Source organism: Streptomyces sp. NPDC037421 (assembly GCF_055602105.1).
Genome location: NZ_JBVJWV010000005.1, coordinates 210192 through 235599 on the forward strand (window position 1 = coordinate 210192; position 25408 = coordinate 235599).

24 protein-coding genes are annotated in these 25408 nt (G+C 74.1%); 9 read left to right on the top strand and 15 right to left on the bottom strand.

Going from position 1 to position 25408, the window contains the following annotated elements; genetic code table 11:
- Nucleotides 1-90: 90 nt before the first annotated feature.
- The gene (locus ACZ7IF_RS10255) at nucleotides 91-1560 is read right to left on the bottom strand and encodes a carboxylate--amine ligase (protein ID WP_470966124.1); all 1470 of its coding nucleotides are present in this window, start codon (nucleotides 1558-1560) and stop codon (nucleotides 91-93) included.
- 150 nt (nucleotides 1561-1710) lie between these two features.
- Between ACZ7IF_RS10255 and ACZ7IF_RS10260 the strand changes: the two genes are divergently transcribed.
- Nucleotides 1711-3420 (top strand): glycoside hydrolase family 26 protein, encoded by a 1710-nt coding sequence (locus tag ACZ7IF_RS10260; protein WP_470966129.1) that lies wholly within the window; start codon nucleotides 1711-1713, stop codon nucleotides 3418-3420.
- 5 nt (nucleotides 3421-3425) lie between these two features.
- On the opposite strand, the gene ACZ7IF_RS10265 is transcribed toward ACZ7IF_RS10260, so the two are convergent.
- The 9 genes from ACZ7IF_RS10265 to ACZ7IF_RS10305 all read right to left on the bottom strand — a co-directional run bounded on the left by ACZ7IF_RS10265 (nucleotide 3426) and on the right by ACZ7IF_RS10305 (nucleotide 14969).
- Complete coding sequence (locus tag ACZ7IF_RS10265; protein WP_470966133.1) at nucleotides 3426-4568, bottom strand: GNAT family N-acetyltransferase; 1143 nt, start codon at nucleotides 4566-4568, stop codon at nucleotides 3426-3428.
- Complete coding sequence (locus ACZ7IF_RS10270) at nucleotides 4565-5254, bottom strand: YveK family protein (protein ID WP_470966138.1); 690 nt, start codon at nucleotides 5252-5254, stop codon at nucleotides 4565-4567. Before ACZ7IF_RS10270 ends, ACZ7IF_RS10265 begins: the two co-directional genes overlap by 4 nt.
- Nucleotides 5255-5332: 78 nt before the next feature.
- Entirely contained in the window at nucleotides 5333-6661 is a 1329-nt protein-coding gene (locus ACZ7IF_RS10275; RefSeq protein ID WP_470966793.1) for a glycosyltransferase, read from the bottom strand.
- Between the two features lie 32 nt (nucleotides 6662-6693).
- Nucleotides 6694-7470: a polysaccharide deacetylase family protein gene (locus tag ACZ7IF_RS10280; RefSeq protein WP_470966145.1), complete on the bottom strand. Its 777-nt coding sequence runs from the start codon at nucleotides 7468-7470 to the stop codon at nucleotides 6694-6696.
- Entirely contained in the window at nucleotides 7460-9370 is a 1911-nt protein-coding gene (gene murJ, locus ACZ7IF_RS10285) for a murein biosynthesis integral membrane protein MurJ (protein ID WP_470966149.1), read from the bottom strand. The genes ACZ7IF_RS10280 and murJ overlap by 11 nt, the downstream gene beginning before the upstream one ends.
- 305 nt (nucleotides 9371-9675) lie before the next feature.
- Entirely contained in the window at nucleotides 9676-11052 is a 1377-nt protein-coding gene (locus tag ACZ7IF_RS10290) for an O-antigen ligase family protein (protein WP_470966154.1), read from the bottom strand.
- 2 nt (nucleotides 11053-11054) lie between these two features.
- Nucleotides 11055-12581 carry an exopolysaccharide biosynthesis polyprenyl glycosylphosphotransferase gene (locus ACZ7IF_RS10295; protein ID WP_470966158.1) on the bottom strand — a complete coding sequence of 509 codons (1527 nt, stop codon included), beginning with the start codon at nucleotides 12579-12581 and terminating at the stop codon, nucleotides 11055-11057.
- On the bottom strand, nucleotides 12578-13774 hold the full coding sequence (locus ACZ7IF_RS10300) for a glycosyltransferase family 4 protein (protein ID WP_470966164.1): 1197 nt from the start codon (nucleotides 13772-13774) through the stop codon (nucleotides 12578-12580). The genes ACZ7IF_RS10295 and ACZ7IF_RS10300 overlap by 4 nt, the downstream gene beginning before the upstream one ends.
- Nucleotides 13775-13793: 19 nt before the next feature.
- Entirely contained in the window at nucleotides 13794-14969 is a 1176-nt protein-coding gene (locus ACZ7IF_RS10305) for a DUF3344 domain-containing protein (protein WP_470966167.1), read from the bottom strand.
- A gap of 103 nt (nucleotides 14970-15072) precedes the next feature.
- On the opposite strand from ACZ7IF_RS10305, the gene ACZ7IF_RS10310 reads away from it, so the two are divergent.
- The 5 genes from ACZ7IF_RS10310 to ACZ7IF_RS10330 all read left to right on the top strand — a co-directional run bounded on the left by ACZ7IF_RS10310 (nucleotide 15073) and on the right by ACZ7IF_RS10330 (nucleotide 18216).
- The gene (locus tag ACZ7IF_RS10310) at nucleotides 15073-15321 is read left to right on the top strand and encodes a chaplin (RefSeq protein WP_470966171.1); all 249 of its coding nucleotides are present in this window, start codon (nucleotides 15073-15075) and stop codon (nucleotides 15319-15321) included.
- A 118-nt stretch (nucleotides 15322-15439) separates the two neighbouring features.
- On the top strand, nucleotides 15440-15850 hold the full coding sequence (locus tag ACZ7IF_RS10315) for a rodlin (RefSeq protein WP_125603605.1): 411 nt from the start codon (nucleotides 15440-15442) through the stop codon (nucleotides 15848-15850).
- A 246-nt stretch (nucleotides 15851-16096) separates the two neighbouring features.
- A complete protein-coding gene (locus tag ACZ7IF_RS10320) occupies nucleotides 16097-16330 on the top strand; it encodes a chaplin (protein ID WP_470966180.1) in 234 nt (77 codons plus the stop codon).
- Nucleotides 16331-16455: 125 nt separating this feature from the next.
- Complete coding sequence (locus tag ACZ7IF_RS10325; RefSeq protein WP_470966183.1) at nucleotides 16456-17694, top strand: chaplin; 1239 nt, start codon at nucleotides 16456-16458, stop codon at nucleotides 17692-17694.
- A 177-nt stretch (nucleotides 17695-17871) separates the two neighbouring features.
- Nucleotides 17872-18216: a hypothetical protein gene (locus ACZ7IF_RS10330; protein WP_470966186.1), complete on the top strand. Its 345-nt coding sequence runs from the start codon at nucleotides 17872-17874 to the stop codon at nucleotides 18214-18216.
- 78 nt (nucleotides 18217-18294) lie between these two features.
- Here ACZ7IF_RS10330 and ACZ7IF_RS10335 read toward each other — a convergent pair whose 3' ends face one another.
- Together ACZ7IF_RS10335 and ACZ7IF_RS10340 are read right to left on the bottom strand one after the other, a co-directional pair.
- Complete coding sequence (locus ACZ7IF_RS10335; protein ID WP_470966191.1) at nucleotides 18295-18537, bottom strand: chaplin; 243 nt, start codon at nucleotides 18535-18537, stop codon at nucleotides 18295-18297.
- A 166-nt stretch (nucleotides 18538-18703) separates the two neighbouring features.
- The gene (locus ACZ7IF_RS10340) at nucleotides 18704-19273 is read right to left on the bottom strand and encodes a hypothetical protein (protein ID WP_470966194.1); all 570 of its coding nucleotides are present in this window, start codon (nucleotides 19271-19273) and stop codon (nucleotides 18704-18706) included.
- A gap of 282 nt (nucleotides 19274-19555) precedes the next feature.
- Here ACZ7IF_RS10340 and ACZ7IF_RS10345 point away from each other — a divergent pair, with 282 nt between their 5' ends.
- Nucleotides 19556-19957, top strand: a complete 402-nt coding sequence (locus ACZ7IF_RS10345; RefSeq protein ID WP_470966198.1) for a rodlin — start codon at nucleotides 19556-19558, stop codon at nucleotides 19955-19957.
- Between the two features lie 124 nt (nucleotides 19958-20081).
- Here ACZ7IF_RS10345 and ACZ7IF_RS10350 read toward each other — a convergent pair whose 3' ends face one another.
- A complete protein-coding gene (locus ACZ7IF_RS10350) occupies nucleotides 20082-20720 on the bottom strand; it encodes a vitamin K epoxide reductase family protein (protein WP_470966203.1) in 639 nt (212 codons plus the stop codon).
- A 192-nt stretch (nucleotides 20721-20912) separates the two neighbouring features.
- On the opposite strand from ACZ7IF_RS10350, the gene ACZ7IF_RS10355 reads away from it, so the two are divergent.
- Entirely contained in the window at nucleotides 20913-21695 is a 783-nt protein-coding gene (locus ACZ7IF_RS10355) for a DUF6227 family protein (RefSeq protein WP_470966206.1), read from the top strand.
- 31 nt (nucleotides 21696-21726) lie between these two features.
- Here ACZ7IF_RS10355 and pfkB read toward each other — a convergent pair whose 3' ends face one another.
- Together pfkB and ACZ7IF_RS10365 are read right to left on the bottom strand one after the other, a co-directional pair.
- Entirely contained in the window at nucleotides 21727-22665 is a 939-nt protein-coding gene (gene pfkB, locus ACZ7IF_RS10360; protein ID WP_470966210.1) for a 1-phosphofructokinase, read from the bottom strand.
- 155 nt (nucleotides 22666-22820) lie between these two features.
- On the bottom strand, nucleotides 22821-24383 hold the full coding sequence (locus tag ACZ7IF_RS10365) for an MFS transporter (protein WP_470966214.1): 1563 nt from the start codon (nucleotides 24381-24383) through the stop codon (nucleotides 22821-22823).
- Between the two features lie 62 nt (nucleotides 24384-24445).
- Here ACZ7IF_RS10365 and ACZ7IF_RS10370 point away from each other — a divergent pair, with 62 nt between their 5' ends.
- On the top strand, nucleotides 24446-25387 hold the full coding sequence (locus ACZ7IF_RS10370) for a helix-turn-helix transcriptional regulator (RefSeq protein WP_470966218.1): 942 nt from the start codon (nucleotides 24446-24448) through the stop codon (nucleotides 25385-25387).
- Nucleotides 25388-25408: the final 21 nt, after the last annotated feature.

Sequence of the window (25408 nt, forward strand, 5' to 3'; positions counted from 1 at the left end):
ACCACGACACCGCGGTACGACACCACCGCGTCACCGCGTCACCGCACCGCCGGAACACGACGCCGCGTCACATATCACGGCGTCACCGCATCACCGGCTCACCAGCTCGTCCGGCTCCGCCGAAGCCCCCGGCACCCCCGGCGCCCCCGGCGGGACCTGGCCGGCCGCCGGCCCCGGGGACTGGGACCGCGGCCACGACCGTTCGCCGCCGCGCTGGCGCGGCGCCCGCACCGCGCGGACCGTACGCCGCCCCTGCGCGGGGACACCCCGCAGGGCGCGGGCCCCCTTGCCGAAGCCGCGCCCCAGGAAGGCGCCGAGCATCGCCAGGAACGGCCACGGGTCGTCGAGGGCGAACCAGGCCGCCTCCACCCGCCCCCGCTCCCCGCGCGGCAGCACCCGGACCGCGCCGGGCCGCGCGTCACGGCCCCGCTCCCCGGACGCGGTCTCCGCCGGACCCGCCGGAGCGGGCGCGGCGGCGGCGCGGCGCGGCAGCGCGCGGCCCCGTACGGCGGCCAGCAGCGCGTAGTTCTCCGCGACGAAGACCCGCCCGGGCCCGCCCGCCGGCGCCGGCACCCGCTGACCCGTCAGATCCAGGTACATGGCCTGGACCACGTCCAGCCCCGAGTCGTCGGCGAACAGCCTGAACTGCGCGCCCGGACGCGGGTTGAAGTCCACCAGGCGGAAGGTGCCGCACTCGTCCCGACGGAAGTCGAGGTCCAGGATCCCCTGGTAGCCGAGCCGTTCCGCGAGCCGCAGCGCCGACTCCTCCACCGCCGGGTCCGGCAGCCAGCGCCCCACCGCCGTCAGCCCGGTCCGCACCGGCCAGGACAGCTCCTTGCGGCCCGAGCCGGCCAGCAGCGGCCGCCCGCCCCGGGCGAAGGCCCCGTGGAAGAACCAGTCGGTGTCCGGCCCCGCGGGCAGGAACCGCTGGAGCAGCAGCCGGCTCCCGGCTTCGGCGGAGCGCTCGTACAACCGGCGTGCGTCGGCGGCCGTGTTGACCAGAACGGTGCTCCGCAGCCCGGCACCGGCCGGCAGCAGCCACGGCCGGCTCCACTTCGCCACCACCGGCAGCCCCAGCCGCCACGCGGCCCGGGCCGCCTCGCCGCCGCTCGCCGGGATCACGGTCTCCGGGTGCGGGACGCCCCAGCGGGCGCACAGCCGCGACAGCTCCGCCTTGTCCGCCACCCGGGCGGGCAGGTCGTCGGGCTGATGGGGGATCCGGAAACGGTCCGTCAGCATCGGCGCGACCCGGGACACGGCGATCGCGCTCATGTCGTCCATGGCCACGAGCACCGCCGGCCGCCCGATCCGCTCCGACACCCCGACCAGGCACTCCAGCAGCGCCTCGGGCTCCTCCGCATCCAGCCCGCCCGCAGGGCCGGCGTGCACGGCGCGCAGATAGCGCGAACGCCCCACGGGACCTCCCCCGGCTTCGACGACGGCATGGACCTCCACGCCCTTGCGCCCCAGGGATCTGACGGCGCCGAGGGTTCCGTGGTGGAACGGATTCCGATCGAGTCTGAGCAGAACAGCGGGCACATGGCCGTCGAACGCGTTCATGGGAACGGTGTCTTTCACCTAGTCGGACCAAGCGGAGAAGATGCGCACCTGCGAATGGCCTACCCAGCGGCCACCGGACAGGCCATTCGTCAGATCTGATGTCTAACGTCTTTTGCAAGCACACCGGTTCGCGAAAGCTCGGGAGACGCCATGCCCAGACCACGCCACCGCCTGGTGAGCACCTGCGTCGGTACGGTCACGGCCGGGCTGCTCGCCACCGGCGCCGCGCTCGCGGCCCCGGACGACGAGCCCCCCAGGAGCTCCGGCACCGCCATGGGCGCCTACCTCGGCTACGGGCCGCCCGGGGTCGCCCGCATCCCCTACCTGTCGCACTGGCTCGGCGGCAGGGAGATCCGGGTCGGGCACACCTATCTCCCCGGCGACCAGTGGCCGGGCATCGAGGGCGGCGTGAACTTCCTCGCGGACTGGGCCGAGTGGCGCCGGGCCGAGGACGACCGGATGTTCGTGCTCAACGTGCCCATGCAGGCCCGCAACGAGGACCGGGTGCCGGACTGGCAGGTGGTCCAGCTGATCCGGGCCGGCGCGGAGGGCCAGTACGACCGGCACTTCCGCAAGCTCGCCGAGCGGCTGGTTACCCTGGGCGTCCCGGACACGGTGATCGTGCTCGGCTGGGAGATGAACGGCACCACGTACACCCACCGCTGCGGGCCCGACCCGCAGAACTGGAAGGTGTACTGGAAACGCATCGTCAACACGATGCGCTCCGTCCCCGGGCAGCGGTTCAAGTTCGATTTCGCCCCCAACCGGGGGACGGACGCGATCGGCTGGACCAAGTGCTACCCGGGCGACGACGTGGTCGACGTCATCGGCATGGATTCGTACGACCAGGGTCCGGGACGGACCTTCGAGGAGCACGTCCGCCAGCCGTACGGGCTCCAGCAGCACGTTGATTTCGCGAAAGCACACGGCAAGGAGATCTCGTACCCGGAGTGGGGGCTGTTCCGGAACGGGGACAATCCGGAGTACGTCCGGCAGATGCTGAAGTGGATCGACCAGCACAAGCCGCTCTACCACACCATCACCGACTACTGCCCGCACGGCGTCTGGCGGTGCAAGCAGAACCCGCAGTCGGCGAAGGTCTTCCGCGAGGCGATGGGCGAGCACAGGCCGTCCGAGCCGACCCCGCACGTCCCATCGCCGCCCGCGGTCCCGACGCCCCCGGTGGTCCCCAAGCCGGACATCCCGGTGCCCCAGGTCCCGGTGCCCCAGGTCCCGGTGCCCCAGGTCCCGGTGCCCCAGGTCCCGGTGCCCCAGGTCCCGGTGCCCCAGGTCCCGACGCCGCATTTCCCGACGCCGCATTTCCCGACACCGGATGCCCCGAAGCCGGACGCCCCCAAGCCCGAGGCACCCAAGCCGGACGTGCCCAAGCCCGAAGCCCCCAAGCCCCAGGCGCCCAAGCCCGACGTGCCCGCCCCGCAGACCCCGACACCGGCCCCCGAGGCCTCCGTGCCGCCGGTCGGCCCGGCACCGGTAGACCCGGCTCCCGCGCCCGCCGAGCCCCCACCGGCCGTCCCGGAACCGGTGCCCGTCACCCCGTCGCCGGAGGTCACGGTCCCGCCCGTGCTCCCGCCCGAGCCGGCCCCGGAGCCGTCCCCCGAGGTCTCGGTGCCCGCCCCTCCGGTGCTGTCCCCGAGCCCCCTGGCACCCAGGCCCCAGCCCACGCAGCCCACCCAGCCGCCCAGGCCCGAGCCCAAGCCCGAGCCGAGGCCCCAGCCCAACGACAGCAGGCAGTGGTGCCTCCCGCTCGACTTCGGGGAGTGGCTGAACAGCCTCCTCGGCAACCAGTCGCTCTGCTTCCGCTTCGACTGGGGCAAGGACTCCGGCTTCTGGCCCTTCTAGACGGGTCATCGGACCCGCAGTTCGTTCAGCCGCGCCCGCCAGTCCCGGGCGGCCGGCAGCGCCTCGCGCAGCGCGTCCACCGCCCGCTCGCGCCCCGTGATCTGCGACTCGTGCAGCCGCAGCAGGGGCGCGAGCGCGTGCGTGGCCAGCAGCAGGCGCTGGTTGACCACCGTCTCGGGCCGCCAGTGGTTCTTGTACGGCTCGTTGCCGCGCAGGAAGCTCACCACCGGCCGGCCCTCCTCCAGGGCCCGGCCCGCCTCGTAGCGCAGCAGCAGGGTCGCGACGTCCACCTTCCGCTCGCGCAGGTCCGGGTCGGCGCCGTACAGGTAGCCCCCGCTCAGCGCGGCCGACAGCAGCGTCACGTTGGCCGCCACCACCTTCCCGTCCAGCCGGAACTCGGTGAGCCGGCCCTCCCCCGCCCGCACCATCCGCCGGGTGGCCCGGGTCAGGTGCTCGGCGAAGCGGGGCCTCAGGTGCTCGGGGGTCACCCCGCGGCCCCGCCACTGCTTCTCGTGGAGCCGCAGCAGGGTGCGTACGGCCTGCGGCACCTCCCGCTCGGTGACCTCGTGCTCCTCGATCCCGGCGGCGTCCGTCTTGCGCAGCTTGGCCCGCACGCGCTGCGCTCCGGAGGCCGGCATCCGCTTGACGAGCTGGTCGAAGGGCAGCGCGGGCAGCTCCATGCAGGTGGAGTCGGCGGCCTTGGCGGCGACCCCGGGCCATGCCTCGTACAGCGCCTCCGCTGCGGCCCCGGGGCGCACCTCGCGCAGGTCGACGACGGCGGCGCGGGCGGCCCGGTGCAGCCCGTTGGCCAGGGCCGGCACGACCTGATCGGCGTACTCGGCGGCGACGAGCACGTCGAAGTAGTCGGTGATCGGCCCGCCGAGCGGCACCAGCCGCGGCAGCGGCCGGTGTACGAGCATCAGCGCGGCCGCGCCGACCAGTTCCTCGCCGCGCCGCACGAGCAGGACCCGGAGCCGGCCGTCCTTCCCGTACGACAGCCACCAGGAGTGCAGCCAGGCGTGGCTCTGGAAGGGCGTGGCGGTGGGGCAGTTCCGGAGGAGCCGGTTCCAGGACTCCTCCAGCGCGGCGAACTGCCGGGGGTCTCGGCACAGTGTCACCGTCAGGGCCCCGGCGGAGCCCTGCGTCATCGCACGGACTCCTTCTCCTTGGTTTCGGTGTGCTCGCCCTGGGCGGGCAGCGAGGCGTACTCCTCCACCGCCGGGCGGCCCGTGCCCTGCTCCTTGCGGCGGGCCGGGCGGGCCAGCATCCACAGCCCGCCGAGGAGCCCGCCGGCGCACAGTCCGACGGCGCCGCTGACGGGGGCGGACGGGGACGCGGGGTCGCTGGGCGCGACGGCCTGGTTGAACAGCAGCAGCTGCACGCCGGTGTTCTTCGCGGCCTGGTTGCTGCTCAGCGAGAGGGCGTCGGCGACGGCGTTGGCGATGTCGGCGGCCTCGGAGGGGCTCTTGGATGTGCCGGTGATGGCGATCATCGGTGAGTCGGGGGAGGTCTCGGCGAGGACCTGGGTGCGCAGCCGCTGGGCGCTGATGCCGGCGCGGGGCTGGGCGTAGGCGAGGGTGGAGCTGCTGGTCGCGATCCGGCCGTAGGCCTGGGCGAAGCCGAGGGCGGTGGCCGGCTCGGTGGTCTCGTTCGGTACGGCCACGACGTAGCTGGTGGCGGCGTACTCGGGGGCCTTGAGCACCCCGTACGCGCCGCCCGCGGCCAGTCCGAGCAGGGCGCAGGCGGGCAGCGGCCACCAGGCGGGCGGCGGCAGGAGCCGGCGCTTGCGCTCGGAGCGGTGGTCGGACTTCTTCTGGTCGGGGGTGTCGGCCATGTGCGGTGCCTTCCTGGGTGGAGGGGGGTTCGTGTGGTCCCGGCCGTTCCCCTGGCCGGGGGTGGAGAGAGGGGGGGATCAGCCGTCCCCGCCGGGTTCGGCGAGAGCCGGCCCCGCCTGGGGGCACCTCCCAGCGGGGGCTGGGGGAGTCCGGGGTGCCGGGTCCGCGGCCGGCGCGGGGCCGCGGTCGCCCGGCCCGCCCGCGGGGCCGGGCACGGGCGCGGGCGCGGCCGACGCGCGCACCGGCACGGGCGCGGAGTCCTGCGGGCGCGCCGCGGGCAGCGGCCCCGGCCCGGCGAGCGCGAGGGCGTAGACGTCCAGCAGCTGCGCGGCGGTGCGCGCGATGTCGTACCGGCGCACCACCGGGGGCGGCGGGAGCCGGCGCGCGCCCGCCTCCATGTGCCCGCGCAGCGCGGCGACCAGTTCCTCCGTGCCGGTGCCGATCCGCCGGGCCCCGGGGGCCTGGACGGCGGGCAGGTCGTCGATGGCGGGGCAGGTCACGTGCAGCACGGGCAGCCCGGCGGCCAGCGCCTCGACGACGGCGAGCCCGAACGCCTCCTCCCGCGACGGGGAGACGAAGACGTCCATGGCGGCCAGCAGGGCGGGGATCCCGGGGGTGCGCCCGTCGGGGCTGTCGCCCAGCGGGTCGCGCTCGCCCAGCAGGTGGATCCGGCTCTGGGCGCCCAGTTCGGCGGCGAGCATCCGCAGCGCGGCCCGTTCGGGACCGTCCCCGGCCAGCAGCAGGTGCGCGCCGGGAAGTGCCGCGACGGCCCTGACGAGTACGTCGAACCGCTTGCCCGGCACCAGGCGTCCCACCCCGCCCACCACGAAGGCGCGTTCGGGCAGCCCGGTCCGGGTCCGGGCGGCGCGGCGTACGCCCTCGTCGAAGCGGAAGCGGGCGGCCTCGATCCCGTTCGGGACCACGTGCACCCGGGCGGCGGGCACGCCCCACCCCTCCAGCCGGGCGGCGACCGTTCCGGAGACGGCGACGGTGGCCGCGCCGAGCCGTTCGCTCGCCAGGTACAGGGCGCGTACCCCGCCGGTGAGCGGACGGCCCTCGATCTCGCCCTCGCCGAGGGAGTGTTCGGTGGCCACCGCCGCCGGGACGCCGGCGAGCCGGGCCGCGAGGCGCCCGTACACGCAGGCCCGGTAGAGGTGGGTGTGGACGAGGTCGTAGCGGCCGCGCCGGATGAACCGGACCAGCCGCGGCAGTGCGCCGAGGTCGCGGTTGCCGCGCATGCCCAGGTGCACGACCCGGACCCCGTCGGCCCGCAGCCCCTCGGCGACGGGGCCGGGGTTGGTCAGCGTCAGCACGTCGCAGGGCATCGGCATGTGCCGCAGCAGCAGCCGCAGTTGCTGCTCGGCGCCGCCGACGCCCAGTCCGGTGATGACGTGCAGGGCCTTCACGTCCTTGACGTCTTTGACCTCCTTGACGTCCTTCACCGCAGCACCCTCCTGCGCAGCTCCCGCGCCTCGTGCCGCAGCTGCTTGACGCGCAGCCGCGCGGGCCCGTCGGCCTGGCTGACGTGGGTGCGGGGCAGGGCGTGCCGGCCGGCGAGCCGGCCGGGGGAGATCGCGCAGGCGTAGTCGTAGCCGGCGGCGCGGGAGGCTTCGACGACCCGGGCGTCGAGGTGCCCGTACGGGTAGCAGAACCCCTCGGGGAGGGTGCCGGTCAGTTCCCGGATCAGCTCGCGGCTGCCGCGCAGCTCCTGCTGGAGGACGTCGTCGGGGGCGGCGGTGAGGTCCTGGTGGAGCAGCCCGTGGGAGCCGATCTCCTGTCCCGCGGCGGCGACTTCGCGGATCTGCTCGGCGGTGAGCAGCGGCTTGCGCGGGCCCAGCGGGTCCCAGACGTTGTCGACGCCGAGCCGGCCGGGCAGCACGAACAGGGTGGCCGTGCAGTCGTGGCGGCGCAGCAGGGGCAGGGCGCGGGTCAGGAAGTCGGCGTAGCCGTCGTCGAAGGTGAGCCCGACGAGTCCGCGGCCGCGCCCGGCGGCGCGGGCCCGCAGCAGTTCGCCGACGCCGACCCCGCGCAGCCCGCGGGCGCGCAGCCACAGCAGCTGGGCCTCCAGGGCGGCCGGGGTGACGGTGATCCCGTACGGGTCCTCGGCGGGGTCGGTGAACTCGGCGACCGAGTGGTACATCAGGACCCACGGGGACGTGTTCCGGTGGGCGGGGCCCGTCACGGCGTCGGGGGCCGTTTCGGTGTCAGCGGGCATTGCGGAACCTCTGGGTGAGCTGGGTGATCCGGGCGGTGGTGTGGGAGCCGAGCTGGGCGATCTGGCCGGGCAGGGCGGTGATCTCCAGTGCCCGTATGGCCATTCCGGTGGCTCCGAACATGGCGGGGACGAGCAGGCAGCCGAGGGCGGCGCTGACGAGCGGGTCGGCGATCATCGGGCCGGCGAGCCAGCCCGTGCCACAGGCGGCGGCGGCCGCGACGGCGAGCCGGCCGATGCTGACGGCGACCCGGCGGACCTGGATGGCGATGATGCGGGAGCCGAGGCCGGTGAGGAGCATGGCGGCGGCGGTGGAGATGCCGGCGGCGTTGGCGGCGGCGATGCCGTAGGTGCCCCACCAGCCGACGGCGAGGGCTCCGGCGACGATGTTGACGAGGAGTCCGGCGCCCATCGCGAGCGCCGGGAACCAGGTGGGCCGGGCGGTCGAGAAGAAGGGCCGGGACAGCGCGCCGACGAGGCAGTGGCCGAGGAGGCCGAGGCCGTAGACCCGCATCGCGGAGGCGGTGGCGAGGGTGTCCTGGTGGGTGAAGGCGCCGCGTTCGAAGAGGACCTGGATGATCTGCGGGGCGTAGCCGATGACGAGTGCGGTGCCCATGAGGACGGCGAGCGAGGCCAGCGCCAGGTCCTGCTCCACCCGCCGGCGGGCCTTCTCGCGTTCCCCGCCGGCCATGGCCTGGGCGACCACGGGGAAGGTGACGGTGCAGATCATCAGGGACAGCACCATCGGCATCTGCGCGACCTTCTGCGCGTAGTTGAGGTGCGAGATGGCGCCGGGCGGGAGGGAGGCGGCGAGGAAGCGTTCGACGAGGACCTGTGACTGGCGGAAGACCGCGAAGAAGATGACGGGGGCGATGACCCCGAAGGCGATGAGGGTGGGCCGGTCGCGGTCCCGCTGGCTGCGCGGGGCGCCCTTGGCACGGCTGGGGGCGAAGCCGACGTTGCGGATGAAGGCGGGCAGCTGGACGAGGACCATCAGCAGCCCGCCGGCGGCGACCCCGGCGGCGGCGGCCCGGACCCCCCACAGGGTGTGGAGGGCGACCATGGTGCCGATGATCCCGACGTTGTACGAGACGTAGATCGCGGCGGGCGGCAGGAACGAGCGGTGGGCGCGCAGCGCGGCGCTGAAGTACCCGGCGAGGCCGAAGGTGATGACGGTGAGGGCTGTCAGCCGGGTGCACTGGACGGCGAGTCCGGGGTCGGGCAGGCCGGGTGCGAGGACGCCGACGACGAGCGGTGCGGCGACGACGAGTACGGAGGCCACGGCGGCGAGGAACACGGCGAGCCGGGGCAGGGTCGCGCCGACGAGGAGCCGTACGGGGTCGGCCGCGCGGGCTTCCATGCGGGTGAGCCCGGCCCGGCTGGCGGCCCGGCGGGCGAGGGCGTGGCTGAAGGCGGGGACCATCAGCAGGGCCATGGCGTCCTCGATGAGGAGCGTCGAGGCCATCTCGGGGACGGTCCAGGAGATGAGGAAGGCGTCGCTGTCGTGGCCGGCGCCGAAGAGGTGGGCGATGGTCTGGTCGCGTACGAGCCCGAACACGGCCCCGGCTGCGGTCAGTCCGGCGGTGACGGCGGCGGCCTTGGCGAGGAACCGCCCGAGCGGAGCGCTCCCGCTGCCGCCGGGCTCACCGGTTCCGGGGCCGCCCGCGCCGGGCCGCCCGCCCTGCTGCCCCCGCCCCCGCCCCCGCCCCCGCCGAGCGGGAACCCGCCCGCCGGCGCCGGACCCCGCGGGTGAGGCCGTCGGTCCGCCGGCGCCGCCCGGCTCCGGGACTCTCCGCCGGACGCCCGCGCCCACCGGGGCGTCCCCCCGTACGTCGGCCCGCGCGTCCTGCCGTACTCCGTCGCGTACCGCGTCCCGCACGTCCGGCCCCCACGGCTCGGCCATCGTCCGGCCACCTCCCGCCCCTGCTCGGCCCGTGTCCGGCGCGCCGGGTGCGCGCCTGCGCCCGTCCGCCGCGCCCTGCTCCCCCGGGGTCCCGCCCCGGCCCGGGCCGTCGGATCCCGGCGCCGCGGCGGGTCCGCCCGCCGGGGTTCCGGGATCCGGCGTGCCCGGGCCGGGGGCCGGGTCCGGTGCGGGACCGGTGCGGCCTCGGCCGGCCGGCGGTCCGGCCGGGGCGGTACCCGCGGAGCCCGTGGCCGCGGCGACTTCGGTCGCCGCGGGCACGGGCCGCCGCCAGGGAGTCGTGTCGGTCACCGGCCGGCCGGCCCCTCGGCGGCCCGCAGGCCGCGCCCGGGCGCGGAGCCGTCCGCGAATCCCCCGGAGGGCAGTGCCCACCACGCCGCGAGACCGATGATCACGCCGGTCAGCACGGTGGACGGGCCGCCGATGTCCGCGTACAGGAAGTCGGTCAGCTGCCACACGAACAGCCCGGTCGCGATCAGCCCGCAGTCGCGGACCGCGCGGTCGGTGCCCACCGCGCACCGCCGCAGACCGGCGACCAGCAGCGCGGCCCAGCCGCCCGCCAGCGCGAGCAGGCCGATCAGGCCCTGCTCGCTGAGGATGAGGAGGTACATGTTGTGCGGGGACAGCAGCGGCTGCTTGAGGAAGGCCTGCCCGGCGCCGCCGGTGTCGCTGCCGGAGGACAGCCCCAGCGAGGAGTGCCCGTCGCGGTGCGCGGGGAAGCCCTTGAGGCCCACCCCGACGGCCGGGCGCTCCCGCCACATCGACTCGGCGGCGGCCCACATCGTGTAGCGGTCCGTCACCGACTGGTCGGGGGCGCTGGAGACCTGGGTGATCGAGGTCAGCCGTTCCGCGACCATCTCGGAGCCCACCCCGAGCCCGCCGACGAGGACCACGCCCAGCGCGGTCAGCGCCACGAGCACCCGCAGGGCCCGCCGGATCCCGGCCATGGCCATCACCAGCACCGCCGCCCCGAGGGTGGCGATCCAGGCGCCCCGGCTGAAGGACAGCACCAGCGGCAGCACCAGCGCGAGGGCGCAGGCCCCGGCGATCCGCCGGACCCGCTCGGGCAGTCCCGGCGCGAGCGCGGCGGCGGTCGCGACGACGAGCCCGTACGCCACGACGGTGGCCATGCCCATCACGTCGCCGGGGCCGAAGGTGCCCACGGCGCGGACGTTCTCGCCCTGGTACGAGGCGCCGGTGTGGGTGGCGTACTGCACGACCCCCACCGCTCCCTGGACCAGGGCCAGTACGACGAAGCAGCCGGCGGCGATCCGGAACTCGCGGGCGTCGCGCACCAGCAGCACCACGGCCGCCGGGACGAGCACGAAGACCTGGAGGTAGCGCACGAACCCGGGCAGGGCGGCGTACGGGTCACCGGCGGTCATCGTGGACACCGCGAGCCCGACGCCCGGGGCGCCGAGCACGAGCACGCCGAGCGGGCTCAGGGTCCGGACCCGGCCGCGCAGGGCCTGGATCCCGCAGACGAGGGCGAGCAGCAGCGAGGCCGCGTCGGCCGGCCCGACCTTGCCGGAGGCGGTCGCGTCGCCGGCGGGGAGCGGGGCGAGGAGGAACAGGATGGTCGCGGCGAGCGGCAGCAGCGGCCAGTGGCGGCGCAGCGCACCCGCGTCGAAGGCCCGTGCCGGGGCGGTTGCGGCGAGGCTCATGCTCAGCTCCCTCCCAGCCGGAAGCGGAAGAAGGAGGCCGCGGTCCGGGCCAGGATCCACAGGTCCTGCCACAGCGACCAGGTGTCGATGTAGTGGTTGTCGAAGCGGGCCCGGTCCTCGATGGAGGTGTCGCCGCGCAGCCCGTTGATCTGGGCGAGGCCGGTGATGCCGACGGGCATCCGGTGGCGGGCTTCGTAGCCGGGGTGGACGGTGCTGAACTTGGCGACGAAGAAGGGGCGTTCGGGGCGCGGGCCGACCAGGCTCATGTCACCCCGTACGACGTTCCACAGCTGGGGCAGCTCGTCCAGCGAGGACTTGCGCAGGAAGGAGCCGACCGGGCTCATGCGGCGGTCGCCCGCGACGGTCCAGCGGGTGGCCGACTCGTGCTCGTCGGCGCGCAGGGTGCGGAACTTCAGCAGGGTGAAGGGCCGTCCGTAGAGGCCGACCCGCTCCTGACGGAAGATCACCCCTGGTCCGTCGGAGAGCCGGACGGCGAGGGCGCAGGCGCCCATGACGGGGGCGGCGGCGAGCAGCGCGAGGGCGGCGAGGCCGGAGTCGATGGCCCGCTTCGCGGCCCGTTCCAGCGGCCGGGAGGGGCGCGGCAGCAGCGGCTGTACGGCGTATCCCCACAGCTGGTCGGCGGGCTGCGCGACGCGCATGCCGGTGACCTTGGCGGTCCCGGCGGGGTCGGCGAGCCAGAGCCGGCAGTCGTGGTCGTGGAAGAGGCGGACGAGGGAGGCGGTGCGTTCGTCGGCCTCGGGGGGACAGGTGAAGACGGCGTGCCGGACGGAGTTCTGGATGACGGCGCGCCGGACGTCCTCGTGGGTGGCGAGGACGGGGAGCTGGCCGGGGTCCCCGTCGGCGGGGGCGGCGGTGTCGGCGATCCCGACGGGGCGCAGTCCGTACTCGGGGCGGCCGTGCAGGGCGGCTGCGACGGCGCCGGTGCCCTCGCCGGGGCCGACCACGAGCGCCGAGACGGGCCGTCGTACGGCGGCGCGGCGGCGGAGCTGGTTGGCGAACCCGCGTCCCGCGCACGCCAGTACGACCTGGAGGCAGACGGCGCCGAGGAGCACGCTCCAGCCGAGGGCGCGCTGTGGTGCGGCGGCGGCGAGCAGGGCGGCGGCCCCGCACCAGAGCACGGTGGCGCGTCCGGCCAGGGTGGGCAGTTCGCGCAGGGCGGAGGGGGCGAGGCGGGGCCGGTAGAGCCCGGCCTGTGCGTGCAGGGCGGTGAGCAGGGCGGCGGCGGGCAGTACGGCTTCGGGGGGCAGGGTGCCGGCGGGCAGGGTGGTCGCGGTGACGGCGGCGGCGAGCGCGTCGGCGGTCAGGAGTGCGGTGACGCCTTCGCGGCGGCGGGCCCGCTGCGGCCGGACGGCGGCGCGGGCCCGGTCGACGCGGGGCCCGCGCGGGGGGTGGATGGCGGTCACGGCACGGCGGGTTTCGGCGGGAGCCGCGGGGGCGAAGGCGCTGCCGCCGGCGTGCCCCGTGCCGCCCTGCCCGGTGTGCCGGGCGGGTGCGCTGTCCATCGTCATCGGCTGATGCGCTCCTGGTTCAAGGGCCGGGGCCTGCCCAGCAGTTCGTGGTACAGGCCGGTGACCGCGTCCGTGGTCCGCCGCACGTCGAACTCGGTCCGGGCGTGCTGCTGGGCCTGCTCCCCGAGTTCGGTGAGCAGCCGCGGTTCGGCGAGCAGCCGTCCCAGGGCCTTGGCCAGTGCCGTCGGGTCCTCCGGCGGTACCAGGCAGAGCCGTCCCTGGCCGGACGGCAGGCTCTCCCGGGCACCGCTGACGTCGGAGACCAGGACCGGGCGGCCGCAGGCCATGGCTTCGAGCGGGGCGAGCGCCATGCCTTCCCACCGCGACGGCAGTACAACGAGATCGGCGGCACGAAGCCACGGTCGGATGTCGGCGGCGGCTCCGGCGAAGTGGACGCCGGGGGGTGCGGTGCGGCGCAGCCGCTCGGCGTCGGGGCCGTCGCCGACGAGGGCGAGGCGGGCGCCGGGGACGGTGCCCAGTACCTCCGGCCAGGCGCGCAGCAGGATGTCCTGGCCCTTCTGCGGGCAGAGCCGGCCGACGCAGACGGCGAGCGGTCCGCCGTCGGGCAGCCGGAGTTCGGTGCGGGCTTCGGCGCGGCCGCCGTCGCGGGCGCCGCGGGCGGGGCGGAAGAGCGAGAGGTCGACGCCGTTGCGGATCACCGACCAGCGGGCGGTGATGCCCTCGGACTCGCCGGCCCGGCGTTCGGCTTCGCTGACGCAGAGCACCCGGTCGGCCCAGCGGGCGCCGGCCCGCTCCCAGCGCAGCGCGAGGGCGGCGGTGGCGCCGCCGACGGCGTCGAAGGACCAGGCGTGGGGCTGGAACACGGTCGGCACGGAGCCGCGTACGGCGAGCCGCCCGGCGAGCCCGGCCTTGGCGCTGTGGGCGTGCAGCAGGTCTGGGCGCAGCCGCTGGATCAGCCGGGCGGCGCCGAGGACTTCGGCGGGCAGCCCGGGTCCGGGGGAGCGTCCGGCGCGCCAGGTGTGCACCTCGGCTCCGGCGTCGCGGGCGGCGTCGGCGAGCCGGCCGCCGCGCGGGCAGCCGACGAGTACGCGCAGTCCGGCGGCGGTCTGCGCGCGTGCGAGGTCGGTGACGACGCGGGCGACGCCTCCGTCGACGGGCTGGACGAGGTGGAGGACGGTGAAGGAGGAACCGGAACCGGCCGGTGACGGGTCCGGCGAGGGGTGTTTCGGCACGTGGAGTGGTCTCCTGCGTTCAGCGGCGCGCGTCTGTCTGAACGAAGAGCACACCGAGGAATTGACCTTGGCTTTCGCCCGCGAACTTGAAGCTCAGGCTGCGGGCGCCACCGGACAGGGCGGGACTCAGATCGAACACGTCCGCGTCATATCCGAGATTATTCATATGTTCGGGCTGTCGCACGAACGAGGGACGTCCGAATTCCGTGATCGTGGAATTCATAACATCATTAAAAGGATTTTCTGCATCACTGACATCGACCCGTCGGCCACTGTCAGCGGTCACGGTGAGTGAGTCCCCGAGGGTCCCCCGGTCCCCGTCGTACGCGACGACCCCGGCCTTGCCGGAGCCGCCGGGCGCCACGTCCAGGCCGGCGACCTCCACCGTCTCCCCCGCCGCCTCGCCGGCGCCGGCGGCGAGGGACTCGAAGCCGTCCCACACCGAGACCCGGCGCAGCGGCTCCTGCGGGTGCTCGTACGCGACGACCAGCGTCCAGCCGCCCCAGGCGCCCGCCTCCGAGTGGCCCATGGCCACGTTGAGCTGGGCCACGGTCCACATCCCCGCCCCGCCCTTGCGCACCATCGGGGTGACGTCGGCCGAGGCCTGGTAGGCGTCGCTGCCCTGGTCGGTGTGGTGTCCGATCACGGTGTCGGCCAGCACCGCCTTGTACGCGCCCCCGGGCTCGGCGACCAGCACCCGCCCGTTGTCCTCCGGCGGCTTCTGCTCCCCCACCCGCAGGTTCCCGCCCCAGTACAGGCGGGCGTACGAGACCTTCGCGCCCTGCGGGACCTTGAGCTCGGCCCGGGTGGAGTTGTAGGTGTCCGGGTCCTTGTCGACCTCGTCGTAGAACATCTCGAAGTCGCCGTTGACCCCCGCCGCGCCCTTCTTGACCTCGGCGCACGGCTCGGCCTGGGCGTTCTCCTCGCGACGGCAGCTGATGGCGGAGTTGGAGGCCCTGACCAGCCCGCCGTGCTGGACGGCCTGGTAGCGCTGGGTGAAGGGCACCCGGGGCAATTCACGCGCCCCGGCGGCCACCGCAGCACCCGCCGGGGGCACGTGTGCGGAAAGGGTGAGGCAGGACAGCAGGCCGAGTGTGCCGAGGATTCTGCGGGAGGAACCCATGACCCTGTCTCCATTTTCGATCAAGGGGACAAAACAGGAGTGAACTTTGTCAGAAATCGGGCTGGAAATCACGTCGGACTCGCTCGTACGGCCTTTTGGGCGATAGCACGCACCCTCCCCGTGGGCGGGTCGTTATGCCGGTGCACCATCGTTCAAACCGAAAGGAAATACGGAGATGAAGAAGAGGCTGATGCGCGGCAGCACCGTGGCGGTCGCGGGCGCGGCGATGCTGATGGGCGGCGCGGGCCTCGCCTCCGCGCACGGCGGCGCCTCGGCGGACGGCGTCGCCGCCGGCTCCCCCGGCGTGCTGAGCGGCAACCTGGTCCAGGTCCCCGTCCACGTCCCGGTGAACGTCTGCGGCAACACCGTCAACGTGATCGCACTGCTGAACCCCGCGTTCGGCAACACCTGCGTGAACGCCTGAACGTCAACCGCGCCGCCCGAAACGGCGGCATCCGGGTGAAGCCACGCAACCCGAGCCGGGGCGAGGGCGTTGTTCCGGATGCTCCAGTACCGGGCAATCCTGCAAAAAAGGGACGATAATGATCAAGAAGTTTGCGGCCGGCGCAGCGGTTGCCGCCACCACCGTGGGCCTCGGCGCCGCCATGGCCCCGCAGGCGATGGCTGTCGGGAACGACAACGGCATCAACACCGTCAACGGCAACAACTCGGCGCAGATCTACGGCAACCAGGCCACCTACGGCAACATGAGCCCGCAGATGGCGCTGATCCAGGGCTCCTTCAACAAGCCCTGCATCGCCCTCCCGGCCAAGGTCAACGCGCAGTCGATCCTCGCGCTCATCAACGTCGGCGTCCAGGACATCCCGGTCCTGTCCAGCCCGCAGAACCAGCAGTGCACCGAGAACTCCACCCAGGCCAAGGGTGACGAGGCCCTGTCGCACATCCTGGACAACATCCCGATCCTCTCCGGCAACGTCTCCGCCGGCAGCTGATCGCGCAGCACCCCGAGCGAGGCCGTCGCACCCACGGGTCGCGGCGGCCTCGTCGCATGCCGGGCCCGAGCAATTCCGGTCCCTTCCGACACCCCCTTAACGTCGGGTCGAATTCACGCCACGGCCGCCCTGGAGCATCGGAGTGAATTGCGTGGAGACCCCGAGGAATTCGCGGTTTCTTTTCCCGGACCCACTCGTTGTTATTTGTGCAGCGGATACACCTCTGCGGGAAGGATTGAAAAAGAAATGAAGCACAAGAAGGCAGTGGTGCTGGCCGCCGGCGCGATGATGGCCGCCGGTGTCGCCTCCCCGGCCATGGCCGACGCGGGCGCCCACGGGATCACCAAGGACTCCCCCGGCGTCCTGTCCGGCAACCTCGTGCAGGTTCCCGTGCACATCCCGGTGAACGTCTGCGGCAACACCGCCCAGCTGATCGGTCTGCTGAACCCGGCCTTCGGCAACACCTGCGTCAACGCCTGACGGAGCCCTGGGCCCGCGAGGGCAGGGCATACCTCCTCGGGGTGGCCTCGGAGTGCACGGCGGTGCACTCCGGGGCCACCTTCGATTCAGTACCGGCCCACGCGCCGGTGGACAGGGAAGGACCCATGCGACAGGTACTGAGCCGACAGGTACTGGGCAAGGGGGTGCTCACCGCTGCGGCGGCCTCAAGCCTGCTGTCGATCGCGACCGGCGCGGCCTGCGCGCATCCAGGGGCGCTGGCCGAGGCCTCGCATTCGCCGGGTGTGCTGTCCGGCAACAGCGTCTCGGTACCGATCACGGTCACACCGAACGTGTGCGGCAACAGCGTGGACGGGGGTGCGGCCCTCAACCCCTCGATGGGGAACACCTGCGTCAGCTCCACCGGATCCCACGCCGGCGACGACGGCGGCCGCGACTACGAGCGCTACCTCAGCCCCGAGCACCGCGCGGCCTTCGAGCGCTACCTCGACGAGCAGCAGGGCGGCCGGCACGCGCTGCCGCGCCAGCGCCACGAGGAGGAGCGCGGATACGGGGAACCCCGCGCGCACGCCCCCAAGCACGCCGCACCGCGCCACGAGGCGCCCCGCCACGAGCCCCCCGCGCCCCGGCACCAGCACGGCGGCGACGAGGGCGGCTACGGCGGCTCGGGCGAAGGGCGCTACGGCGAGGGCGGGGAGGAGTGCGACGACCACCCGCCGCAGCCCCCGCGCGCGGAGCACCCGGCGCCCCACCCGGCACCGCCCGCCCCGGCACCGCAGCACCCGAAGCCCAAGCCGGAGCCGCGTCCCGCCCCCAAGCCGGAGCCGAAGCCCGGACCCGCGGCGGAGCACCCGGCGCCCGCTCCGGCCCCCGCCCCGCAGCCCGCGCCCCAGCCCGCGCCGGCGCCGGCTCCCCCGCCGCAGACCCCGCAGGCCGAGGCCCCGGCGCCGCAGCCCGCCCCGGCGCCGGTCCAGGAGGTGCCGCGGCCCGAGGAGCAGCCCCACACCCTCCCGGCGCCCGTCCCGCAGCCCGCCCCGGCGGCTCCCGACGCGGAGATTCCGGCGCCGCGTCCGCCGCACGGCAGCCAGCCGGAGCGGCCCGCGCCCGCGCCGCTCCCCGTCCCGGAGGCCGTCCGCCCGGCGGACCAGCCCCCGGCGGCACCGGCCGGTGACCTGCCGGTGCACCTGCCCCCGGCTCCCGCACCCGCCCCGGCTCCGGCTCCGGCTCCCGAGGCGGCCCCGCCGGCCCCCGTCCCCGCGCCGGCCCGGGCGGGCGCGCCGGAGCTGGCGGCCACCGGAGCGGGCGAGGCCTCGGCCATGGCGGCCCTCGCCTCGGCCCTGATCCTCGGCGGCGCGATTCTGTACCGCAGGTCCCGTATCGACTGACCGGGAATACCGGTAATCAGAAGAAATACCGGCCGGAGAATCCCTCATCGGATTCTCCGGCCGCTGCCGTGCGCCCGCCCGCGTTTCCGCAGCCGCCGGTAATCGTTACCCAGGTCGAAAGCGGCGCGACGGTCGCCGCCGGCACCTCTGTCCACGAATAGAAGAGGATTTTCGATAATGAAGCTCTCCAAGGCCGCCGCTGTCGTCGCCGGCTCCGTCGCCGCGCTCGGAGCGGCGGCCCCCGCCTTCGCGGCGGAGGCGCCCGCCGGTCCCCCCATGAGCCTGTCGGCCGGATGGAACACGGCGCTGAGCGCCGTCGAGCCCGTGGTCGCCTCGGCCCCCGAGACCCTGGGCATGGCCCTCGCCGAGCAGGGCGAGACCGTCAACAAGGTCGTCGGCACCGCCCAGGGCGTCAACAAGCTCCGCAACAACGCCCCCGGCGAGGTACTGGGCCTGGCGAACGGGGCGACCAAGGTCTCCCCGCTGCTCGGCGGCGTACAGCTCAACGGCGGCCAGCACTGAGCAGTCCGGGAACGGCTGTGGGCGCCCCCGGCGATGCCGGAGGCGCCCACAGTCGTGTGGTGCGGACTGAGACGTGCGTCAGTCGTTGATGCAGACGTTGCCGAACGCGGGGTTCAGCGCACCGATGACGCTCACGGAGTTGCCGCAGACGTTGATCGGGATGTGGAGCGGGACCTGGACCAGGTTGCCCGAGAGGACACCGGGGGAGCCCACGGCCGCGCCCTCGGCCGCGGAGTCGGCGGAGGCGGCGCCGGCGGCACCGGCGACGGCGAGACCAGCGGAGGCCAGGGCCACAGCGGCCTTCTTGGCAGCAGTGTTCATGGGAAGTGCACCTTCTCTTCGATGTCCTGCCCCGATCCGGGGCTCACATGAAGCGAAACGGTCCAGCTTCCCGGACGACACGGCCACGAGCCGAATAAGACCCGAACCAGACCTGTTCGGCCCAATAGTCGTAACCATGCCGCCGGCTGGACTCCGCCGCCCCCGCCTAGCTGCGGATGGGGATGTCGGGGATGTCGGGTACATCCGGGATGTCGGGCAGTTCGGGGATCACCCCGGTCCCCGGCAGCGCCGGAACCGCCGGAACCGCCGGGGTGGCCGGCAGCGCCGGTACGGCCGGTACGGCAGGCAGCGCCGGAGTGGCCGGTACCGCCGGCAGCGCCGGCAGCGCCGGGAGGGTGGCCGGCGGGATGGTCACCCCGCCGGGCAGTTCCGGCAGCTTGATCTCGGGGATCTTGATCTCGGGGATCTTCGGCAGCTCGATCGGCAGCTGCACGCCGCCCAGCAGGCCCGTGAGGGAGCCCAGCAGGTCCCCCAGGGTCTTGGTCAGGCTCGCGAGGAGGTCGTCGATCGGGCCGGCGGCGACCCGGTCGGGTACGGCCTGCCTGACCTCCTCGATCCGTTCGATCCGCTCCTGCACGGCGGCCGCCCGCTCTTCGACGGCCGCTGCGGCGCCGCCGCCGTCGGCGGCCATCGCGGGGGCGGCCGCGCCGGACAGTATGACGACGGCGAGGGCCGACGGGACGAGGACGCGGAGGCGGGACGGCTTCGTGCGCATGGGTGCTTCCTTCGGGTGGTCGCGAAAACGGACGGGAACAATCCGTCTCCTCACCCACCGTGCGCACCCCTTCTACGGAGCGCAACACGATCTTGACCGGCGGGGTCTGGCCCTGGGGGCTGCGTACGGGCTTCGCGCAGGCGTCCGCAGCCGCCTCACCCGCACCGGGGAAAACCCCTCCCCGGACGGGCCGTTCGAGTGAAGGAGCGGAACCAACCCCCCGGAGGACCGGTTGATCAGGGCGCTCCACAAGCGGGCACTCGTGCGACAAAAGGATCAATGATGCTCAAGAAGATCATGGCCGCCGCCGCGGTCACCGCCGCCGCCGTCGGCGCGGGCGCCGCTCCGGCCATGGCCATCGGCAACGACAACGGGATCAACACGGTCAACGGCAACGGTGCCCAGCAGATCTACGGCAACCAGAAGACCACCGGCGACATGAGCCCGCAGCTCGGCCTGGTCCAGGGCACCCTCAACAAGCCCTGCATCGGCCTGCCCGCGAAGGTCAACGCCCAGTCGATCCTCGCCGCGCTCAACATCGGCGTCCAGGACATCAACGTCCTGTCGAACCCGCAGAACCAGCAGTGCACCGAGAACTCCACCCAGGCCAAGGGCGACGAGCCGCTCTCCCACATCCTGAGCAACATCCCGATCCTCTCCGGCAACGGCTCCGTCGGCAGCTGACCTCCTCCGCTCGACCCCTTCCGGTCAGGGCCCACCAGCGCCCGTGGAGCGAAGTGACGCAGTGACGAGGGCCCCGGCGGCGTCCAGCCGCCGGGGCCCTCGTGCGCGTACGCCCCCGCTCCGGTCAGCCCGTCCAGAAGTCCCACCAGCGGGTCAGGACCAGCATCCCGATCACCCCGATGTGCAGGGCCGGCGGCGCCCAGGCGAAGTCGGTGAACAGCCCCCGCAGCGGGCCTGGCGCGGGCAGGTCGCCGGTGCGGACGTTGCGGGCGGTGACCGCCCAGAACATCAGCAGGGTCGCCACCCACGCCAGGCAGCACCACAGGCACAGGGCGTTGATCTCGTACAGCGACTGGACCATCAGCCAGGCGCAGAAGCCGGTGCCGAAGAGCGTCCCGGCGTTCAGTCCCAGCCAGAACCAGCCCCGGTAGCCGGCGCCGGCCAGCAGGCCCGCGCCGACGCAGACGACGACGGCGTAACCGGCCAGCCCGAGCATCGGGTTGGGGAAGCCGAAGGCGGAGGCCTGCTCGCTCTGCATGACGCTGCCGCAGGACACCACGGGGTTGAGACTGCAGGCGGGCTTGAAGTCCGGGTCCTCCAGCAGGAGGAACTTGTCCAGGGTGATCACCCAGGAGGCGAGCAGCCCGGCCGCCCCGGTGACCACCAGCAGCCAGGCCAGCCCCCGGGAGGCGCCCGGTTCGCCCTCGGGGCGGATGCGGGGGCGGCCCTGCTGGCGGGGGACGCCCACTGTGTTCGTTGCCATACCGCCCATGCTCCCGCGCAATGTGACGGACCGCCGCGAACCAGGGCCATCCGTACCCAACTTGACCTGAAGGTGTGGCGGGAACCCCTGATGCTTCCCGGACGTTTTACCGAATCCCGGACGTGATGTCAGCTCCAGGGGCTACGTTGTGCTTCCGCGAAGTGACAAGCTGCGACGGCCTGGAGACCCACCTTGAGCGATCCGTACGAGACAACCGAGGCGCACCTCGAGCGACTCCTGGGCCGCGCCCTCAACTCCTTCGACCTGCCGGACAGGTTGGTCGAGCGCCTCGGCACGGCGCTCGCCCACAGCTCTTCGCTGTACACCACCCACCACAGCCCGTCGGCGGGGCTGTGGCGGGAGACCCACCGGCACACCTACCTGCTGCCCGACGGGGGTGCGGCCTCCCTGTGGGAGCTGGCTTACCGGATCGGGGGCGACCGCGGCACCCGGTACGAGGTGTTCGAGAGCAAGGACGGGCTGGGGCTGGCGGTGGCCCGGCTGTTCGGCGAGTCCCCCGCGGAGCCGGCGCTGTCCGCGGCGCACGGCCCGGGAGACGGGGACGGGGACGACGGCCTGGAGGGCGATCTGGCGGTGCTGAGCGCGCTGTTCGCGGCGCCGTCGCCCCAGCAGCGCCGCCGCGAGTACACGGTGGAGCAGTCCGCCGACCACGCCCGGCGGGTGCTGCGCCGCGCGGAGAACGCCGACCGGCCCGGTGAGGCGGTGGCGGTGCTGCTGCGCTCGGCGTACGCGCACCACATCACGCAGGCGTTCGGCGGCCGGCAGTGCCTGGCCGACGGGCGGGACGCCGGTTTCAGCCTGTACGAGCACGCCTTCGTGCTGCTGGACGGGGGCGAGTTCAGCCTGTGGGAGGTCGAGCACACGGCGACGCCGGACGGGCGGCACATGTGCGAGGTCTACGACAGCGAGGCCGCCGCGCGCGGGGCGATGGAGCTGCGGGCCAAGGTCCGCTGACGCCGCCGCCGGCTGACGGCCGCGGTGGCCGTCAGCCGGCGGACAGCGGGAGGTCCAGCGGCAGGTCCCGGGTGATGCGGACGGCCTCGGGGCGCAGGTCCGCCGGGCCCGGCATGACGCTGCCCGGCAGCTGTACGGCGGCCGCGCCGTGGGCGAGGGCCGAGGCGAGGGCGGCGGGGCCGGTGCCCCCGGCGGTCAGGAAGCCTGCCAGGGCGGCGTCGCCCGCTCCGACGTCGCTGCGGACCGCCGTGACCGGCGCCGTGCCGTGGTGGGCGCCTTCGGCGGTGACCAGGAGCTGGCCGTGCGCGCCGAGGGAGGCCAGTACCGCGCCGGCGCCGCGTCCGACCAGTTCCCCGGCGGCCTTGACGGCGTCGCCGAGGGTGGCCAGCGGGCGGCCCACGGCTTCGGCGAGCTCGGCGGTGTTCGGCTTGACGACGTCCGGGCGGGCGGGCAGGGCCGCCGCCAGGGCGGGGCCGGAGGTGTCCAGGGCGACGCGGGCGCCGGCTTCCCGGGCGCGGGTGACGAGTTCGGCGTACCAGCGGTGCTCCAGGCCGGGCGGCAGGCTGCCGCAGCAGGCGATCCAGTCGGCTCCGGCGGAGCCGCGGACGGTGTCGAGCAGGAGGCCGGATTCCTGGGCGGAGAGCTCCGGGCCCGCCGCGTTGATCTTCGTCAGGGTGCCGTCCGGTTCCACGACGGCGATGTTGGAGCGGGTCAGCCCGGCGATCGAGACGGCGGTGACGTCCACGCCCTCGGCGGTCAGCAGCTCCAGGAGCAGGGTCCCGGCGGAGCCGCCCAGCGGGAGGACCGCCGTGGTGGAGCCGCCCGCCGCCGCGACGGCCCGGGAGACGTTGACCCCCTTGCCGCCGGGGTCGACCCGCTCCCCCGCGGCCCGGAGCACCGCACCGCGATCCAGCGAGGGGACCTCGTAGGTCCGGTCGAGGGAGGGGTTGGGGGTGACCGTGAGGATCATTGCGAGCCGCCTGTGGGTTCGTGTCTGTTCGATACCGGATTCCGCCGCTTTCCCTCCCACCCTACGCAGAGAACCGGAGGAAAACAAAGAAAAACGGACATACCCACTCAGTCGAGCGGGTATGTCCGCACCTCCCGGGCCGGAGCCCGGGGCCGTCAGTGGGCGCCTTCGACGGCCCCTTCGCGCTCCGACATCGGGATCTGCCGGCGCGGCAGCACGAACATCACCGCGAAGATCACGACGAGGACCGCCACGACCCACCACAGCGCGCCCCGGAAGGCCTCGGCGTACGGAACGCCGAAGATCCGGTCGTCCTCGATGGACCCGAAGAAGACCACGGAGGTCAGCGCGAGGCCGAGCGCGTTGCCCATCTGGCCGGTGGTGTTGATCAGGCCGGACGCGGACCCGGCGTGCTCGCGCGGCACCTGGGACAGGATGGTGTCGTTCAGCGGGGCGACGATCAGGCCCATGCCGATGCCCATGACGATCAGCGGGGCGGCCATCTGCCAGGAGGTGATGTCCATGCCGTATCGCTCGGACTCCCAGATGTAGAGGAGCAGACCCGCGGCCATGACCAGCGCACCGGCCTGGAGCACCTTGCGGCCGAAGCGCGGGACGAGCTTCTCGACCGAGATGCCGGCCGCGACGGAGACGGCGATGGAGAAGGGGATGCCGGTGCTGCCGGCGTGCAGCGGCGTCCAGCCGAGGCCCATCTGCATGTAGAGCGTCCAGACCAGGAAGAAGATGCCGGTCGCCAGGCCGAAGGCCAGCTGGACCGTGATGCCGCCGGCGAAGCTCTTGATCCGGAAGAGGGAGAGCTCCACGAGCGGGGAGCCGTCCTTCTTGATCTTGTACTTCTCGTAGGCGATGAAGCCCGCGAAGACGGCCGGCGACGCGATCATGCTGGCGTTGCCCCACAGCGGCCAGTCGTTCTCCCGGCCCTGGGTGAGCGGGTAGATCAGCATGACCAGCGCGAGCGTGGCGAGGACGACGCCGGCCAGGTCCAGGCGCAGGGCCTTGGGGGCCTTGGACTCGGAGATGAACTTGCGGCCCATGATCACCGCGGCGATGCCGACGGGCAGGTTGATCAGGAAGATCGTGCGCCATTCGAGACCGAAGAGGTCCCACTCGGTGAGCAGCGCGCCGAGCATCGGCCCCGAGACCGCGCCGAGTCCGACGATCGCGCCGAACATGCCGAAGACCTTGCCGCGCTCGTGCGGCGGGAAGGTGACGTGGATGATCGCGAGGACCTGCGGGACCATCAGGGCCGCCATGGCGCCCTGGAGGAGGCGGGAGGCGACGAGCACGGACGGGTCGGGTGCGATGCCGCAGAGCAGCGAGGCGACGGTGAAGCCGGCGACGCCGACGAGGAAGAGGCGCTTGCGGCCGTGGATGTCACCGAGACGGCCGCCGGTGATCAGGCCGGCGGCGAAGGCGAGCGCGTAGCCGGCGGTGATCCACTGGATCGCGCTGGTCGAGGCGCCGAAGTCCTGGCGCATGCTGGGTATCGCGATGTTGACGATCGTGACGTCGACCAGGTCCATGAACGACGCGGTCATCACGATGGCGAGCGCCAGCCAGCGGCGGCGGTCGGCCGGGGCGGCGGCGGGGTCGCCGGGGGCGTCTGGTGCGGGGGCTGCTCCGGCGGGTGCGTTCCGCTCTTCTCGTACGGGCCCGTTCTCTCTTTCGGGCGATGCCATGGACGTCTCGGTGCTCATGGAGAGAAACCTAGACGGGAACTAGGCCAGGGTGTGTCCTACTTACCTGGCAATCTTGACCTATGAACACCACCCCCGGCCGGCTGCTCACCCTGCTGTCCCTGCTCCAGACCCCGCGCGAGTGGCCGGGCAGCGAGCTGGCGGAGCGGCTGGGGGTGAGCTCGCGGACCATCCGGCGGGACATCGAGCGGCTGCGGGAGCTGGGGTACCCGGTGGAGGCCTCGCTGGGCGCGGACGGCGGCTACCGGCTGGTGGCGGGGGCGGCGATGCCTCCGCTGCTGCTCGACGACGAGGAGGCCGTGGCGATCGCCGTGGGGCTGCGCGTGGGGGCCGGGCACGCCATCGAAGGGGTCGAGGAGGCCTCCGTACGCGCCCTCGCGAAGCTGGAGCAGGTCCTGCCGGCCCGGCTGCGGCACCGGGTGGGCGCCCTCCAGTCGGCGACGGTAGCGGTGACCCGGGGGGACGGGCCGAGCGTGGACCCGCGGACGCTGACGGCGATGGCCGGGGCGGTGGCGGGGCCGGAGCGGCTGAGGTTCGCGTACCGGGCGCGGGACGGGGCGGACTCGCGCCGTCTGGTGGAGCCGTACCGGCTGGTGAGCACCGGGAGCCGCTGGTACCTCGTCGCCTACGACCTGGAGCGGGAGGACTGGCGCACCTTCCGGGTGGACCGGGTGAGCGAGCCCTTCGCGACGGGGGCCCGGTTCGTCCCGCGCACGCTGCCGATGGAGGCGGCCGAGTTCGTCCGGCGCGCGCTGCGGGGCGAGCGGACGTACCCGGTCGACGTGTCCTTCGCCGCGCCGCCCGAGGAGCTGCCCGCGTGGCTGCGCGAGGCGGCCGCCGCGGAGGCGGACGGGGCGCGGGTGCGCTTCGAGAGCGGGGACGCGCCGGAGTGGCTGGCGGCCCGGATGGCGCTGACGGGGCTGGAGTTCACGGTGCGGGAGCCGGAGTTCCTGGCGGAGGCGGCCGGGGCGCTGGGCGCGCGGCTGGTCCGGGCGGGGGCCTGAGGCCGGGCGCCCCCGGTGCCC